This is a genomic window from Bacillus sp. z60-11, assembly GCF_046464135.1.
Classification (GTDB): domain Bacteria; phylum Bacillota; class Bacilli; order Bacillales; family Bacillaceae; genus Bacillus; species Bacillus sonorensis_A.
This window is the reverse complement of sequence record NZ_JBIYSN010000008.1, coordinates 88,408-103,331: the sequence shown is the minus strand read 5'-3', so window position 1 is coordinate 103,331 and position 14,924 is coordinate 88,408. Positions and strand designations below refer to the sequence as shown.

At 43.3% G+C, this 14,924-nt stretch carries 19 protein-coding genes; 14 read left to right on the top strand and 5 right to left on the bottom strand.

Annotated elements, in window-relative coordinates; genetic code table 11:
- Window positions 1-16 precede the first annotated feature (16 nt).
- Window positions 17-547 (top strand): HD domain-containing protein, encoded by a 531-nt coding sequence (locus tag ACINLD_RS20060; protein ID WP_026588594.1) that lies wholly within the window; start codon window positions 17-19, stop codon window positions 545-547.
- Here the strand turns inward: ACINLD_RS20060 and ACINLD_RS20055 are convergent.
- Entirely contained in the window at window positions 544-1,998 is a 1,455-nt protein-coding gene (locus ACINLD_RS20055) for an esterase/lipase family protein (protein ID WP_077735489.1), read from the bottom strand. The genes ACINLD_RS20060 and ACINLD_RS20055 overlap by 4 nt on opposite strands.
- Before the next feature lie 282 nt (window positions 1,999-2,280).
- Between ACINLD_RS20055 and ACINLD_RS20050 the strand changes: the two genes are divergently transcribed.
- The 7 genes from ACINLD_RS20050 (at window position 2,281) to ACINLD_RS20020 (ending at window position 8,046) form a co-directional block, all read left to right on the top strand.
- Entirely contained in the window at window positions 2,281-3,384 is a 1,104-nt protein-coding gene (locus ACINLD_RS20050) for an AI-2E family transporter (protein WP_026588592.1), read from the top strand.
- A gap of 56 nt (window positions 3,385-3,440) precedes the next feature.
- Window positions 3,441-3,662 carry a spore germination protein gene (locus ACINLD_RS20045; RefSeq protein WP_026588591.1) on the top strand — a complete coding sequence of 74 codons (222 nt, stop codon included), beginning with the start codon at window positions 3,441-3,443 and terminating at the stop codon, window positions 3,660-3,662.
- Between the two features lie 75 nt (window positions 3,663-3,737).
- Entirely contained in the window at window positions 3,738-3,986 is a 249-nt protein-coding gene (locus tag ACINLD_RS20040; protein ID WP_026588590.1) for a YueH family protein, read from the top strand.
- Window positions 3,987-4,074: 88 nt separating this feature from the next.
- The gene (locus ACINLD_RS20035; RefSeq protein WP_026588589.1) at window positions 4,075-4,473 is read left to right on the top strand and encodes a YueI family protein; all 399 of its coding nucleotides are present in this window, start codon (window positions 4,075-4,077) and stop codon (window positions 4,471-4,473) included.
- Window positions 4,474-4,625: 152 nt separating this feature from the next.
- Window positions 4,626-5,177 carry a cysteine hydrolase family protein gene (locus ACINLD_RS20030; RefSeq protein ID WP_026588588.1) on the top strand — a complete coding sequence of 184 codons (552 nt, stop codon included), beginning with the start codon at window positions 4,626-4,628 and terminating at the stop codon, window positions 5,175-5,177.
- A gap of 17 nt (window positions 5,178-5,194) precedes the next feature.
- Window positions 5,195-6,664 carry a nicotinate phosphoribosyltransferase gene (locus tag ACINLD_RS20025; RefSeq protein WP_026588587.1) on the top strand — a complete coding sequence of 490 codons (1,470 nt, stop codon included), beginning with the start codon at window positions 5,195-5,197 and terminating at the stop codon, window positions 6,662-6,664.
- Between the two features lie 164 nt (window positions 6,665-6,828).
- The gene (locus ACINLD_RS20020; RefSeq protein WP_409444199.1) at window positions 6,829-8,046 is read left to right on the top strand and encodes an EAL and HDOD domain-containing protein; all 1,218 of its coding nucleotides are present in this window, start codon (window positions 6,829-6,831) and stop codon (window positions 8,044-8,046) included.
- Window positions 8,047-8,095: 49 nt separating this feature from the next.
- On the opposite strand, the gene ACINLD_RS20015 is transcribed toward ACINLD_RS20020, so the two are convergent.
- Complete coding sequence (locus tag ACINLD_RS20015; protein ID WP_026588585.1) at window positions 8,096-8,425, bottom strand: hypothetical protein; 330 nt, start codon at window positions 8,423-8,425, stop codon at window positions 8,096-8,098.
- A gap of 494 nt (window positions 8,426-8,919) precedes the next feature.
- On the opposite strand from ACINLD_RS20015, the gene degQ reads away from it, so the two are divergent.
- The 6 genes from degQ (at window position 8,920) to ACINLD_RS19985 (ending at window position 13,764) form a co-directional block, all read left to right on the top strand.
- Complete coding sequence (gene degQ, locus ACINLD_RS20010; RefSeq protein WP_026588584.1) at window positions 8,920-9,060, top strand: degradation enzyme regulation protein DegQ; 141 nt, start codon at window positions 8,920-8,922, stop codon at window positions 9,058-9,060.
- Window positions 9,061-9,246: 186 nt separating this feature from the next.
- Window positions 9,247-10,128 (top strand): polyprenyl synthetase family protein, encoded by an 882-nt coding sequence (locus ACINLD_RS20005; RefSeq protein WP_026588583.1) that lies wholly within the window; start codon window positions 9,247-9,249, stop codon window positions 10,126-10,128.
- A gap of 8 nt (window positions 10,129-10,136) precedes the next feature.
- Window positions 10,137-10,301, top strand: a complete 165-nt coding sequence (gene comX / locus ACINLD_RS20000; RefSeq protein ID WP_026588582.1) for a competence pheromone ComX — start codon at window positions 10,137-10,139, stop codon at window positions 10,299-10,301.
- Window positions 10,302-10,323: 22 nt separating this feature from the next.
- Window positions 10,324-12,630, top strand: coding sequence for an ATP-binding protein (locus tag ACINLD_RS19995; protein WP_026588581.1), 2,307 nt, complete (start codon window positions 10,324-10,326; stop codon window positions 12,628-12,630).
- 86 nt (window positions 12,631-12,716) lie between these two features.
- On the top strand, window positions 12,717-13,355 hold the full coding sequence (locus ACINLD_RS19990) for a response regulator transcription factor (RefSeq protein ID WP_026588580.1): 639 nt from the start codon (window positions 12,717-12,719) through the stop codon (window positions 13,353-13,355).
- Between the two features lie 19 nt (window positions 13,356-13,374).
- The gene (locus ACINLD_RS19985) at window positions 13,375-13,764 is read left to right on the top strand and encodes a hotdog fold thioesterase (RefSeq protein ID WP_026588579.1); all 390 of its coding nucleotides are present in this window, start codon (window positions 13,375-13,377) and stop codon (window positions 13,762-13,764) included.
- Between the two features lie 40 nt (window positions 13,765-13,804).
- Here ACINLD_RS19985 and mnhG read toward each other — a convergent pair whose 3' ends face one another.
- From mnhG to ACINLD_RS19970, 3 genes are read right to left on the bottom strand one after another with little or no spacing between them, the layout of a single operon-like run.
- A complete protein-coding gene (gene mnhG, locus ACINLD_RS19980) occupies window positions 13,805-14,179 on the bottom strand; it encodes a monovalent cation/H(+) antiporter subunit G (protein WP_026588578.1) in 375 nt (124 codons plus the stop codon).
- Complete coding sequence (locus tag ACINLD_RS19975; RefSeq protein WP_026588577.1) at window positions 14,163-14,447, bottom strand: Na(+)/H(+) antiporter subunit F1; 285 nt, start codon at window positions 14,445-14,447, stop codon at window positions 14,163-14,165. The genes mnhG and ACINLD_RS19975 overlap by 17 nt, the downstream gene beginning before the upstream one ends.
- A complete protein-coding gene (locus ACINLD_RS19970; protein ID WP_026588576.1) occupies window positions 14,447-14,923 on the bottom strand; it encodes a Na+/H+ antiporter subunit E in 477 nt (158 codons plus the stop codon). The genes ACINLD_RS19975 and ACINLD_RS19970 overlap by 1 nt, the downstream gene beginning before the upstream one ends.
- Between the last annotated feature and the right edge of the window lies 1 nt (window position 14,924).

Genomic DNA, 14,924 nt, shown 5'->3' with positions numbered 1-14,924 from the left:
TAAAGGAGGGGTTTACATGAGAAACGTAACATTAATGGATGTATTCACCCATCCCATTGCACAAAAATATTTGACTCGTTCAGGCGTCGCCCATGCCGTTGCCTGTGCTTTCCACGCATATCGTCTGGCGGTAAAAACGGGAATAGACCCCGATCTTGCGACAAAAGCGGCATTGCTCCACGATATCGGCCATTATGAATGGTATACGGACGGGGAGTGGGACTATGAAAAATACAAACAAAATGATATTCATGCCATTAAAGGAGCTGAGCGGGCCCACAAGCTTCTGATCCGGCTCGGCGAGGACCCGAAAGCCGCAAAAGAGATCGCTTTGGCCATTCTCCTTCATACCGATTCATACTTGCCTGAAGGCGATCTGGACAAAAACACGCTGCAGCAGATTGTCAAAAAAGCGGATGAACTCGATGAAGAGCCGGGCGGCAATCACCACTACCGCAAAATCGACCATAAGCTTGCGATCGAAAAAATCAAGCAGCTTGATCGGATGGTGGATCAAGCGCGTTTACCCATGAAAGAAACGGTTTAATCTGACAAAGGGTTATATTCAAACCTTTCCCCTTTGTCATTTACATAGACGGAACGGATGATCGTTCTGTTAAACGGCACGCGGTCAGCTGTTTGACCGGAAACATCGATCGTGACGGAATACATCCCCGCTTTTTGAACGTGCTGCAAGGCATGGAGTGAAGCGGAGCGGAGCTCTTTTTTCTCCACTTGCTTTCCATTTTGATAACGGATTGAGCGGACGGCCGTTTTCACATTTGCAAGACTTGACCCTTGTGCCTTAAATTCCTTTTCAATTTGCTGATCAAGAGGGGAGTCAAAGGTGACGACGAATAAAAAAGCTTCTTTCTGTTTGACGGAAGACGTTATTTTCCACTTGCCAGAGGCCGGATTTTTGATGACAGCGGAGTGAGCATATCCGCCCGCAAACACATCTGCTGTTTTGGAAAGGGAAAAATCTTTCGTCGCTTTGCCATGAGGATCTGTCAGTTTGATATTTCCCGAGGAATGATTGCTCAGCCAGTGAATGGTTATTTCTTCTACCCCTTTCTCCACCGCAAATTCTTCTTCTGTAAGGCCCTCATTCACCCCGCCTCTTATATAAGGATAGGACCTATTTTCTTTTGTCAGCTTGTTCATTTGCATGTTTTCATCAGTTCCCAATAAAGACTTCAATACAGGGAACGTCTCGCTTCCTTTAATGATGGAGAAATGATCCCAGCTGCCGGTGTCGAGATTGACGGCATATGGAAGCCGGGCATTTTTTTCAACGACGGCCCCGTCATTTGCGCCAAACATGTTTAAATAAATGCCTCCGAAAAACAAGACGCTCCCAAATCCGCCGATTTTATTGCCGGCGAGTGTAAAATACTCGGTTTTCTGTCTGTTGGGATGGCTGTCGATCTGCTCGCGGAATGCTTTCATATACCCGGTTTGCAAAGAATAGACCGCATCATTTTGCTGGCCTAAAATGTCCGCAAGCCATCCGGCCCAGCTGCTGTATGCAAGGTCGGCAAGCTGTGAACCGTAGTGGGGAGTCCCGAGTGTAATGACGTGTTCGACATAGCGGTAAGCATCATGGCGGATCAGGGCGGACTGGCTGTCAATCCCGCCTTTGCTGTAGGATATGAGAATCACTTTCCTGCCGAAATGATCATACATCTCGCGGAGCTTGGCAGCGAGGAGGGCCCCGTTATCATCCATGTCTTTATCGGGATGGAGATCGATAAAAGCCGTTTCATAACCGCTTTTCCAAGCCTGTTCCGCCATGTCGTTTTCATCAAACCAGGCAGCGGACGAGCCGTTTAAGCCGTGGACGAAAACAAGCGGCGGTTTTGCCGGATCGGGCTTTTCAACAGGATCGCCTGTAAACCAGTAACCAGGATTGCCTCCTCCGCCTTTAAAGCCTCCAGCATGTGAGCCGAGAGGAAACAAAAACAATAGAACAAGCAGCACCAGCGCCATTTTTTTCATAAAGTGTTCACCTCATGTTTTATTGTAAACGCTTTCATAATATTTTCTTGAAGTGCACTTTATTCCCAGCGGGTGAAAAAAATTTAGAAAATTTTCGAAAATAGCAGGCATATTTAAAGAAGACCAGATGCCGCCGGTCTTCCCATTGTTTTATTTGGTCTTTCTTTCCTTTAGATGAAACTCTTTTTCCTGTTTGTCCGTATTGAAGGATGAAAACAGTTGACAGACGATGGTGTCAATAGTACTTTTTAGAGTAATGAATAAACCGGGAGGAAACAAAGCTTGTTTAAATCAAAAACCCATTTTTGGACCGTGCAGATATTATTGATTCTGCTGATTATTTATGTGTCGACGAAGGTGACTTTTCTTTTCCAGCCGATTATCATATTTGCGTCAACATTATTTACCCCGATTTTAATCGCGGGCATTTTGTATTTTATATTTAACCCGATCGTACGGTTTCTCGAGAAAAAGCTGCCGAGAACGCTGTCCATTTTGCTGATCTATTTGGCGTTTTTGGCTTTCATCGGCTTTGTTTTATCATCTGTCGGGCCGATTTTTACAAAACAGGTGAGCGACCTATTCAGCAGCATCCCTGGATATGTGAAGCAGATACAGGTTTTTATTAAGCAATTATCCACTTCCCAATGGTTCACTTGGATGATGAATCAGGATTTCGTGTCGGTTGCAAAAATCGAAAACTCGATCGGAGAGTTTCTGACAAGTCTTCCTGAAAATATTACGGGAAGCCTGACATCTGTATTTGGCTTTGTCACCAATATCGCGCTAACCGCCGTGACCGTGCCGTTCATCTTGTTCTACATGCTGAAAGACGGTCATCGTTTTCCGAATCTGGCGGTCAAAATTCTCCCGGCCAATTACAAAAATGAAGGGCTGAAGATTTTTAAAGATCTGTATGATACGCTTGCGGCGTATATTCAAGGCCAGCTGATCGTCTGCCTTTTTGTCGGAACGGCTTGTTTTATCGGCTTTTGGATCGCCGGAGTGAAGTATGCGCTTATTCTCGGTCTGATTATTGCGGTGACAAACATTATTCCCTATGTCGGCCCGTTTCTCGGCGCGACCCCGGCTGTGATCATCGCGTTTCTCGATTCGACGACAAAAGCGATCATCGCGCTGATTATCGTTGTCGTCGTCCAGCAGACGGACGGCAATCTGCTCTCTCCGCTTATTATCGGAAAGCGCCTGAACACGCATCCGTTGACCATCATTCTCTTATTGATCGGCGCCGGCAGCTTCGGGGGGATTCTCGGCATGATTGTCGCGGTGCCTGCCTATGCTTTGCTGAAGGCTTTTACACTCAATATCATCAGGCTTGTCCGTTTGCGGCAGCGCTCCAAAAAAGAATCGGCCGAACGTACTTGAACGTTTTTTCCGCTTTCACATATCATGCAAATAAAATGGTGGGCGGAGGTGTGAAGATGCCAGCAATCGTTGGTCCGGTTTTGATCAGGACACTCGCTGACGACAGTGCAGCCTTTTTTGGAGATGTGTTTGCGATTTCCCCGAAATCGACGGATTTTTCCGGAGGAGGGGCGGGTTCTTTTTCAACAGGCGATTACAGCGTGGTTCATAGCGGAATCAGCAATACGGTCCTGACAGATGCCGATGTCTTGGATGGAATACAAGGCTTTAACGGCTGACAGCCTCTTTTAAAGAGGCTGTTTGTTTTTTATAGTATAATGGGAAAAAAGATGGGTAGGGCAGGTGAAAGAGAGTTGAAAATAAGGAAAGCCAACATCATCAATCAAAAAGAAATGATCACAGATGTATATCTTCATGAAAACAAACAGCAGTTTCATACGCTTGTGGCAGTGCCGCAATTGGAATGGAGCACGCTGATCTCATATGAAGAAGAAAAGGCGGAACTCATTCAAAAACTGAATGCTTCCTTGGCCAACATCGCAGAAAAAGAGGCCGCTGAAGAGCTTTCCCAAAAAATCGCGCATTGGGTGACGGAAATGTAGCCTTCAGTTTATGCTCTTTCGTTTCAAGGCATACTGATAAAAAGCAGCCGCAAATGTGTAAGCAATGATAAAACTGGAGGGTCTGAATGTGAGCGATCAATCAATGGATCTATATTTACAGCAGGGGATGCACGGACCACGCGAGACAAAACCGGATGAACGCCGGCTGTTTTTAGGTTCGCTGAGAGAAAGGGTGCTGATCGCCCTGACAAAGGGACAAGTGCTCCGCCAGAAAGCATACAACGAGGTGATTGAAGCGATCGGGGCACATGCCGATGCCGAGCTGCTATTAAACGGTGAGATCGACTACTCCCGCTTTTCGGCCTACATCAAGGAGGCGAACAAGCATGGAGTCCCATTTTCGATCGTATCTGATCATGAGACGGATACGCCGCTCGGACTGATTTTGGTGTCGAAGGATGCGGTGGAGAAGGAAACGATTTATATTCAAGATGATATATTTGAACGCTCGACGCTAAAAGAGTAGGCGTCTGGCGCTAGCTTTTGTTTTTTTCTGAAAACGTGATAAGCCGCTTGTGGCGCGGCTTATCAAGGGTTTTCGCTCGTTTTAAGCCATTCACTTGTCTTTATAGATAAGGTATAATGTTATCTATCATCCAAAAGGCAGGGAGGGCGGCAATGAAAAAAGCTCTTATTTGTATAGATTATACGAACGATTTTGTTGCCTCTGACGGCAGACTGACGTGCGGAGAACCCGGACAGAAAATTGAAGACGCCGTCGTGCGGCTGACGGAAGCGTTTATTAAAAACGGGGACTATGTCGTGTTCGCTGTCGATGCGCACGATGCGGAAGATCCGTATCATCCGGAAACCCGCCTGTTCCCATCCCACAATGTGAAAGGGACAACAGGGAAAGACTTGTACGGAAATCTTGAAACGCTTTATCAAAAACACGCACACGACAACCATGTTTACTACATGGAAAAAACAAGGTATTCTGCTTTTGCGGGGACAAATCTTGAGATCAAGCTTCGCGAAAGGGATATTAAAGAGCTGCACTTAATTGGTGTTTGCACGGATATATGTGTGCTCCATACGGCAGTAGATGCTTACAATAAAGGGTTTGACCTTGTCATTCATCAAAAAGCAGTGGCTAGCTTTAACCCGGACGGACACAACTGGGCTCTTTCTCATTTTGCAAACACCCTGGGAGCCTCAGTGTCAGATTGAGGAAGGAGAAATGAAGGTTGGAACACCGGTTTACAGACGACAGTCTATCACTACACACAGACCTATATCAAATTAATATGGCGGAAACGTATTGGCGCGACGGCATTCACCAAAAGAAAGCGGTATTTGAGCTGTTTTTCAGAAAACTCCCTTTTGACAGCGGCTTTGCCGTATTCGCCGGCTTGGAGAAGGCGATCGAATATTTGCGTGATTTCCGGTTTACTGAAAGCGATTTAACGTATTTAAAAGAACAGCTGGGATTTAAGGATGACTTTCTCGGCTTTTTAAAAGATATGAGATTCACCGGTTCGCTTTATTCCATGCAGGAAGGTGAAATTGTCTTTGGCAATGAACCGATCATGAGGATCGAAGCGCCTTTGGCTGAAGCGCAGCTGATTGAGACGGCTTTGCTCAACATTGTGAATTACCAAACATTAATTGCTACGAAAGCGGCCAGAATCAAAAGTGTGATCGGAGATGAAACGGCGCTTGAATTCGGAACAAGGCGGGCGCATGAAATGGACGCCGCGATGTGGGGAGCAAGAGCGGCGATTATCGGCGGTTTTGATGCGACAAGCAATGTCCGCGCCGGCAAGCGATTTGACATTCCAGTCTCGGGTACGCATGCACACGCGCTTGTCCAAGCTTATCGCGATGAATACACAGCTTTTAAAAAATATGCGGAAACCCATAAAAAATGCGTCTTTTTGGTCGATACATATGATACGGTCCGTTCCGGCATTCCCAATGCGATTAAAGTAGCAAAGGAATTCGGCGATCAAATTGAATTTTCGGGAATCCGCCTTGACAGCGGCGACCTTGCCTATCTTTCCAAGAAAGCGAGAGCCATGCTTGATGAAGCCGGATTTAAGGATACAAAAGTCGTTGCATCAAGCGATCTTGATGAATACACGATCATGAATCTGAAAGCGCAAGGGGCGAAAATCGATGTCTGGGGCGTCGGAACAAAGCTGATCACCGCTTATGATCAGCCGGCGCTCGGAGCGGTTTACAAACTCGTGTCCATCGAAGAAAACGGTGAAATGACCGATACGATTAAAATCTCTTCAAATCCGGAAAAGGTGACGACCCCGGGCCTGAAAAAGGTATACAGAATCATCAATCAGCTGAACCACCATTCTGAAGGGGATTATATCGCTTTGGACTACGAAAAGGTCAATGAGCAGGAACGGCTTAAAATGTTCCATCCCGTTCACACGTTTATCAGCAAATTTGTGACGAACTTTGATGCCAAAGACCTTCACAAACCGATCTTTGAAAAAGGCAAGCTTGTTTATGACAATCCATGCATTCAAGACATTAAGCTGTATGTCCAGGAGAACCTTAATCTGCTTTGGGAAGAGTATAAACGGATCAGCAAGCCTGAGGAATATCCGGTCGATTTAAGTGAAGCATGCTGGAATAACAAAATGCAGCAGATTCACGAAGCCAAAATGAAAGCGAAAAAAGGTCTAGATCAAAGCTGACTCTGTAAACGATAGTTTTTACCATAACTCGGGATTGAAACAGATAATTTCTTCGGGGATTATCTGTTTTTCAATACGCATTTTGAGCGGTTTATCCATCCGGCAAAATCCGCTCATTGATCACTGAAGAGCAAAGGCGCCTCAGTCCGCTAGGGGGAAGATGAATGAGGGTATTTGTTGCCAGACAGCCAATCTTTAACCGAAAAGAGCAAGTTGTCGCATATGAGCTTTTATACAGAGGAAGTGAAGAGAACTTTTACTCTGGTATAGATGGTGACCAAGCGACGACGGAATTAATGATTAACAGCTTTTTAAATATAGGAATCGATAAGTTAACTGAGGGCAAAAAGTATTACGTGAATTTTACAGAGGGTCTTTTGGCATCAGGTTTGCCGACTTATTTTGATCCGGACCGGCTGGTAGTCGAAATTCTTGAAGATGTGCCGATCACCGTTGAATTGATTCAAAATTGCAGGGAATTGAAAAGACTCGGCTATACGATCGCCTTGGATGATGTTTGTTTAAAGCGCTTCGTCACTTGCGATTTGCTTCACCAGCTTTTGGAGTCCGTCGATATTTTGAAGGTCGATTTTTTCAAAACGACGCAGCAGGAAAGGCGGAGCATTTTGCAGTCGTGCCGGGCTCACCGCTTGATGTTTCTCGCCGAGAAAGTGGAGACGAGAAAAGAGTATGAACAGGCGGCAAAAGATGGATTTCATCTGTTTCAGGGCTATTTCTTCAGCGAACCGATTGTCATTGACGGCCACGATATTACATACCATTTTCATGCCTATTACGAATTGCTTCACGAGCTGAGTGAAGATCAGCCTGATATTGAAAAGGTCACGAATATCATTGAGCGGGATTTGTCGCTTTCTTATCAGCTGCTGAGGCTTTTGAATTCTCCCGCCAACAGGCCGACGCAAAAAATCAAAAGCATCCGCCAGGCGATCGTGCTGCTTGGGTTTAAAGAAATTAAAAGATGGATCTTCATCCTCTCTTTTAAAGATTTAACGAAGAAGCAAAATTCCAGCAAAAACGAAGTGGTTAAAATATCGCTGATCCGTGCCAAGCTGTGTGAACTGCTGGCGAAAAAAACACGCCGCTCCCAGCCGTCAGCCTATTTGCTGACAGGCATGTTCTCATTTATTGACACGCTGCTGCATAAAGAGCTGAAAGAAGTCGTCAATGAACTGCCGCTGACAGAGGAAGTAGGTCAAGCTTTGCTCGGCACAGAAAACGATTACCTGAAAATCTTAAGGCTTGCGAAGTCGATCGAACGAAATGAATGGAATGATGCAGCTGAATCAGAAGGCATCACAAAAGAGGACGCATATCGATGCTACCTTGAAGCCATTGACTGGTGCCATAAGATCTTGTAAACAAAAAATTCCGGCTCTTCTCCAAGAAGAGGCCGGAATTTTTTTTGATTTAAGACCAGCGCAAAATCAAAAATATCCGACTGTTGGGGTTGATGAGCATGATCGTGATGCCGTCCGGATTAAAGGATGCATCAAGCCCGCTCCGGACGCCGGTTTGCCTGAGCAATGAAATAACGGTTTCCTTTTGGGAGCTTTGGGCGGCGGTCATGATTTTATGAGCCAGATCCCTGGAGGAAGAAAGCCTGTTTAAGATCGTATGGCCGTCGGCCAAGAGATTGCCCGCATCTTTCGCGGAACGGCGAAATGTACTTGTTTCGACTTCGGGATAGACCGGACGCCAATGGTAATAATGATACGGAAAACAGTATGGAGGATACACATTGAACACCTCTTTCTTTCATTTTACGGGTCCAATTGCGGTTTTTGCGGTGTGAGCCGGACGAATGGTTTTTTTCGGCTTGGATTTGCGCGGGGGTCTTTTGCGTTTTTTTCGGTGTTGTACCCGTCATTGCGTGCCGCAATATCTTAAGTTTTTCTATTGGAGGAAAGGTCATACTTTCGTTCTACACTCATAAAGCGAACAGATTTCACCTCCAGACATGATATATATAGGGGTTTAGCGGAATGTAAAATTTGAAAATGAATAAATCAATTAAAAATTTTATGTTTCATTAGGAATTGAGTACCATTGACACATCGTGTAAAATAGGTGTTATGGTCTATTGAAAGTTTGCGGTGTAACGCATGAATAGAAGGGCAACTTTTCGGTGAAAAAGAGACCAATTCCCTTTAAACTTGTATTAACAGATCAAATACCTATGACTCGTTCACTATACACAAATTGATTGATCTTCCAAAAGGAGTGTGGAATCGGTGGAAAAGCAACAAATTGAAGAATTAAAGCAATTGCTTTGGCGGCTGGAAAATGAAATCAGAGAAACAAAGGACTCCTTGCGCAAGATTAACAAAAGCATTGATCAATACGACAAATACACATATTTGAAATCCTCTTAAGAAGACTTGTTTTCAGACAAGTCTTTTTTTTTGTGCCGAAAACCAAAAAAAGGTTAAATTATTATATAATTGTTAAATAAAAAAAATGCTCTGTCAATCGGGAATTTGATTTAGTAAAATATTAAGAAAGGAGTGAGCACCATCTCTAAGCTTTTTTGTCTAGACCGCAACAAAATCAAGCAAAGAATGAATCATTTTATAGACGATGACATTCCCAATCCCGACTTAAATCAGACTTTACGCTCCTTTGTAGATGCAAAGGACCAGTTGCCTTTCGCCGAGCTTGTTTTTTACCATTACTTTAGTTTCGGCGGCACGGACACCAAAGCGGCAGAAACGCTCGCAGCCGGAATTGAACTGCTGATCCTTTCTTTTGATATTTTCGATGATTTGGAGGATGAAGACAGCTTTGACGCACCTTGGATGAAGGCGAACCGCTCAATCGCCCTGAACGCGGCGACGGCTCTTTACACCCTCAGCATCAAAGTAATCAGTTCTGTTTCAAATGATCCTTTGTTTGTGCATAAGCTGATGGAATATGTATTGCAATCATCGCAAGGACAGCATGACGATCTTAGTGATAAGCCCGCCACTGAAGAAGAATGTCTTGATATGATCCAGAGAAAATCTGGTTCGCTAATTGTTATACCATGCGTTTTGGGGACGGTTCTAGCCACAGGAGAATTCAATCCAACAGTTGAAGAATACGCCTATCAGCTCGGGATCGCCTTTCAAATCGAAAACGATTTTAAGGCCCTTTTTTATGATTCAAAAAGCGACATCGCTAAAAAGAAAAGAACGCTCGCATACTTATATTTGTCACGAAAATTTAATCAAGCTTCAATTGATTTGTTAAAAATATTTGAATACAAGGATAAAATTGCCGATATAGAAATAAAATGCTATAAAGAGAAATTGAAAGAAGCAGGCGTCACCCAATATATGTATGTCATGAACCAGCTTGCTATTCAGAAGTTTAAAAAAGGAATCGAAAAGTTGGAACTGGGAGAGAAAGAGAAGAAAAAACTGGTTTCTTTGATTTTAAATAAGTTTGAAAGGGAGGATTAAAATAAATCGTGCAGGAGATTGTAAGTTATTTAATCCAACATCCAGAGGTTTTAGAACAGATTATTAAGGGAAATGCCAGCTTGATTGGACTAGATCAAGATCAAATACTAAGTATAGTAGAAGGTTTTAAAGAATGGGAATCTATTGGAAGAAGAGTTCCTGTTTGGGGATAAATTTAAAATTAGGACGTTTAAAATGAAGTTTTCGTTGAAATTGATTTCGGTCGCCTTAGTTGCTATTAGTTTTATTTATACTGTTTTTGTTGTATTTCTATGCTATAACAACATGTTTGTAGGTGCATATTTAGAGTACAATTCTAAAAATCAGCTTGTTGTTGAATATGTTGAGAAAGATTCCTTAGCGGATTATACCGGTTTACAATCTGGAGATATCATTCTTGAAGTAAATAACGAAAAACCATCTACAAATGAACCAAAGAAAAGTATTCTGTCTGACGTTCGCTCATTGTCGATTGAAAGAAACGGAGAAATCATTACTACTGATACTAGAGAAACTATTATAAGCTATGATATCTTATTTACTGTTTTAATTCCGGTTGTATTTTATTTATTATGTATGTTATGTGTTTTTTTGATCTTAAAATCAAATAAAACTAAAAAACAAACATCATCTTTTTTGTTGATTTTATTTTTACTCGTAATTTCAATAGCATATGTTAGTATTGGCGGCGTATCAAGAGGTGATAAATTTAGTAGATATCTAAATTTGTTAACTTTCTTATCCATACCTGCTAGTTATTATCACTTTATACTTCAATATTTCAAAGAAGTTGGAGAAAAATTCTTCAGCAATAAAATGTTGTTGCTTTATATCTTGCCAATCCTAAACATCGTAATAGAAATTTTATATGATCTTTTTGGAATTCTTGAAGAGCCTATAACATATATCAATTTATTTTCGTTTTTTATTGGAATTGCTTTAGTTTACGCAGTTATTATTTATGGTTTAATTAAGTATAAGCATAATGAACAAATATATTTTCTGAAAATGCTTATGTTGGGAAATTTCTTTGGAGTCTTCCCTTTTGTAGTGTTTTTTGTTATTCCAATTTTATTAATTGGTGATTATATTTATTCTGCGGCAGTAGTTGCTCCATGTATATTAATTATACCATTTTCTTTAGTTTATCAATTTATCTCTAATAAAATTTATGATGTAGAGTTTTTGGTAGGAAGATTAAAATACTATGGGTTATTAGCAATTATTCCGACAATAATTCTGATATCGTCTATTAAGTTAATGAAATATCAAACAGGTGATTATTATGATTTAAGATTAGCTGTTTATATTTATCTTCTCATGCTCGGAGTCTTCTATTTAAAAGAAATCTTAGACTACCGCTTCCGTCTGAAGCGGTTCTCGGAGAAGTTCAATTATCAAGACAGCATTTTTAAATTCACACAAACGATTCGCTCCTTCACATCTTTAAACCAGGTTCTGTTGGAATTGAAGCAAACCATTTTAGATGTACTGGTTGTCAGTCAGGCGCATGTACTGAGGGTCAAAAACAATGGATCAATTTCCTTACTCGAAGGAGAAACGGAAGAGTACCCTTGGATTCCGTATGAAAAAGAAGTCGCCAAGGTCATCACCGAAATCGGCAAAATCGTCGAAGTCGACCGCGGGTTTTTGATTAAAATCGGGGAGCGGGGCGGAACGTCGTATGTGATGCTGTGCCTGTCGGTTTTAAACACGCCTAGATTGACCCGTGATGAGATTTCCTGGCTGGAGACGCTGGCCTTTTATACGAGCGTGTCCTTGGAAAACGTGCTGAAGATCGGCGAGCTGATGGAGCATCTGGAAAATGTCAAACAAGAAGGGCCGAATCCGGCTTGGCTGAACAAGCTGATGTTTGCGATCGAGGAAAAGCAAAGGTCTGATTTGGCACGTGATTTGCACGATTCAGTGCTGCAGGACATGATTTCATTGAAGCATCAGGGCGAGATGTTTCTGGCCGATTTTGAAAAAGATAAAGTCTGTACGAATCAAATCCGGCAAAGGCTGATCAATATGAATGAGCAAATGTCCACCGTCATCCAGACGACAAGGGAAACATGCCAGGAGCTGAGGCCGCAGCTCTTGTATGATCTAGGCCTTGTTAAGGCGCTTTCCAAACTGGCGGCACAGCATCGTGAATCTTCGGCGATTGAAAAAATCCGCCTGAATACGGAAAAGTTTACAAAGGTATTGGATCTCGATACACAGCTCAATCTGTACAGGATTGTCCAGGAGCTCTTGAGCAATGCGGTCAAGCATTCAAAAGCTACTGAGGTGTTGATTATGCTTGTCTGCATTAAGGAAAAAGTCGTGCTGCATTATGAGGACAACGGCATCGGCGTCGATCAGGACAAGCTTTATCAAAACAGCGCAAGCATGGGGCTGTCAGGGATTCGCGAGCGCGTCCGTGCATTGAATGGAAACCTGGATATTCAAACGGCAGAAGGGAAAGGATTCAGAGTCGTCATTGAAATGGAATTGTAATGATTCGTTAACGATTTTGCTTGGCATCTGCCAAGTTTTTTCTATAAAATGGTGATAGGGCAAGGTAACGCAAAAGGGAGGAAATTATGAGAAGATTACTTGTGATCGATGATCATCCGGCTGTTATGGAGGGGACGAAGGCAATTCTTGAAACAAATCAGGACTTCATTGTCGATTGCCTCAGCCCTGAAGCCAGCGAACAATTTCTGACGAACCATGATTTTTCTGCGTATGACCTGATCTTAATGGATTTGAATCTAGGTGAAATCAACGGAATGGACCTATCCAAGAAAATCCTTGAGACCTGTTCATCATGCAAAATTATCGTATATACCGGATATGAGGTGGAAGATTATTTTGAAGAAGCGATTCGTTCAGGTATGCACGGTGCGATCAGCAAGACGGAATCAAAAGAAAAGATCATCGAGTACATATACCAGGTGTTGGACAATAAAATTGTCGTCGACTACGATTATTTTAAACAGCTGATTACACAGCAAAAGACGAAGACAAACAGCCAGCAGACCGAGCACGAGCTTTTGACAGAAAGGGAATGCCTGATTCTGAAAGAAGTTGAAAAAGGCTATACGAATCAGGAGATTGCCGATGCCCTCCATTTGAGCAAGCGCTCGATTGAATACAGTCTGACGTCGGTATTCAGCAAGCTGAATGTCGGCTCGCGGACCGAGGCTGTGCTGATCGCGAAATCCGAAGGTGTACTGTAATCAAGGAGGGACTTGTAGAGTGGAGACAAAGCACACACTTCTCGAAGCTTTAGGGATTGAACTGACGGAATGCAACAAGGAACGGTGTGTCGCCGTTATGCCTGTTGATGAACGGACGCGACAGCCTTTTGGCTATCTTCACGGAGGCGCATCTGTCGCGCTTGCCGAAACGGTCGCCAGCATCGGAGCATATCAGCATATCGATCCAAAACAGCAGGCATGCTTCGGACTTGAGATAAACGCCAATCACATCAAGTCCGTTAAGGACGGAACCGTTCAAGCTGTCGCAACCCCTCTTCATGTCGGGAAAACGACGATGGTGTTCAACATTGAAATCCGCGATGAACAAGACCGGCTCATTTGCATTTCAAGGTGTACGATGGCGGTCATCCAGCGGCCTTCATCATAACGATACGTTGTAAAAAAACTCGCCAAACGGCGAGTTTTCTTTATACATGTGAATCTTCCTTCTTTTTGCCGATTACATTCCGATAGCCTTCATAATCATCCTGCACGCTTTTCTCTTCCATTTTAACCCCCGTATTGTAGGCGGCCCTGGCGATCAGGTGGGCGCCCACCGGAGACGTCAGGAAGACAAAAACGATGCCGAGCAGCACTTTGGCTGTAATGATGCCGTGTAGCAGCCAGAAATAAAAGAACACGCCGAGGAGAACAGCGATGACTCCCAATGTGGCTCCTTTAGAAGCGGCATGAATTCTCGAATAGACATCAGGAAGCCTCAATGTCCCAAAAGAAGCGGCCAGGGAGATCAACGCGCCCAATAAAATGAAAAAAGCGATCAACAATTTAGCGGCTTCGATCATTTTCGATAATCTCTCCCTTCTCAAGGAATTTAGAAAAGGCAACGGTCCCGATAAAGGCAAGAATACCGATCAAGAGGATAACCTCTAAATAGGCCGTCGTATTTAACAGGATGGAGACGAGAGCCGTAATTCCGATCAGGTTGATGCCGATCGCATCAAGGGCCACCACTCTGTCCGGGATGCTCGGTCCTTTAATGACCCTCAGGACGTATAACAAAGTGGAGACCGCCAGAATACCGAGCGACAATTGCAAAATAAATTCAAACATCAGCGGCTTACCTCCTTAATGGCTTCTTCAAATGAATCGCGAATGTCGCTGATGGCTTTTTCGGCATCATCTATATCAACCGCATGAATATAAAGAATCGAACGGTCATCGGAGACATCGACGACTAGCGTGCCGGGTGTCAGCGAAATCAGATTCGCCAAAGTCGTGATTTCCCAGTCCTCTTTAAGGTCTGTCTTGAACGCGAAAATGCCCGGTTTATTTTTCAGCTTTGGCGACAGGATCGTCTTCAGAACGGCCACATTGGCTAAAATCAGCTCTTTCATGAAAATAAACAGCAGCCTGACAATCGCCCATATATTAATCAAATAAAAACGGCGGTGGAAAAAACGCCTCATCAAAAAGAGCGTGAACAATCCGATCGCGTAACCGATAATAAAGCTGGCAGCGGTGTAGTCGTTGTTTAAAAACATCCAGCATAACGCAAGAATAAAATTCAACAAGATTTGTAATGCCATG

What these genes read in the sequence shown, in the direction of transcription:
- ACINLD_RS20060 (WP_026588594.1), top strand. Translation starts at nt 17, where the DNA reads ATGAGAAACGTAACATTAATGGATGTATTCACCCATCCCATTGCACAA.
- ACINLD_RS20055 (WP_077735489.1), bottom strand. Translation starts at nt 1,998, where the DNA reads ATGAAAAAAATGGCGCTGGTGCTGCTTGTTCTATTGTTTTTGTTTCCT.
- ACINLD_RS20045 (WP_026588591.1), top strand. Translation starts at nt 3,441, where the DNA reads ATGCCAGCAATCGTTGGTCCGGTTTTGATCAGGACACTCGCTGACGAC.
- ACINLD_RS20030 (WP_026588588.1), top strand. Translation starts at nt 4,626, where the DNA reads ATGAAAAAAGCTCTTATTTGTATAGATTATACGAACGATTTTGTTGCC.
- ACINLD_RS20020 (WP_409444199.1), top strand. Translation starts at nt 6,829, where the DNA reads ATGAGGGTATTTGTTGCCAGACAGCCAATCTTTAACCGAAAAGAGCAA.
- ACINLD_RS20005 (WP_026588583.1), top strand. Translation starts at nt 9,247, where the DNA reads ATGAATCATTTTATAGACGATGACATTCCCAATCCCGACTTAAATCAG.
- ACINLD_RS19995 (WP_026588581.1), top strand. Translation starts at nt 10,324, where the DNA reads ATGAAGTTTTCGTTGAAATTGATTTCGGTCGCCTTAGTTGCTATTAGT.
- ACINLD_RS19990 (WP_026588580.1), top strand. Translation starts at nt 12,717, where the DNA reads ATGAGAAGATTACTTGTGATCGATGATCATCCGGCTGTTATGGAGGGG.
- mnhG (WP_026588578.1), bottom strand. Translation starts at nt 14,179, where the DNA reads ATGATCGAAGCCGCTAAATTGTTGATCGCTTTTTTCATTTTATTGGGC.
- ACINLD_RS19975 (WP_026588577.1), bottom strand. Translation starts at nt 14,447, where the DNA reads ATGTTTGAATTTATTTTGCAATTGTCGCTCGGTATTCTGGCGGTCTCC.
- ACINLD_RS19970 (WP_026588576.1), bottom strand. Translation starts at nt 14,923, where the DNA reads ATGGCATTACAAATCTTGTTGAATTTTATTCTTGCGTTATGCTGGATG.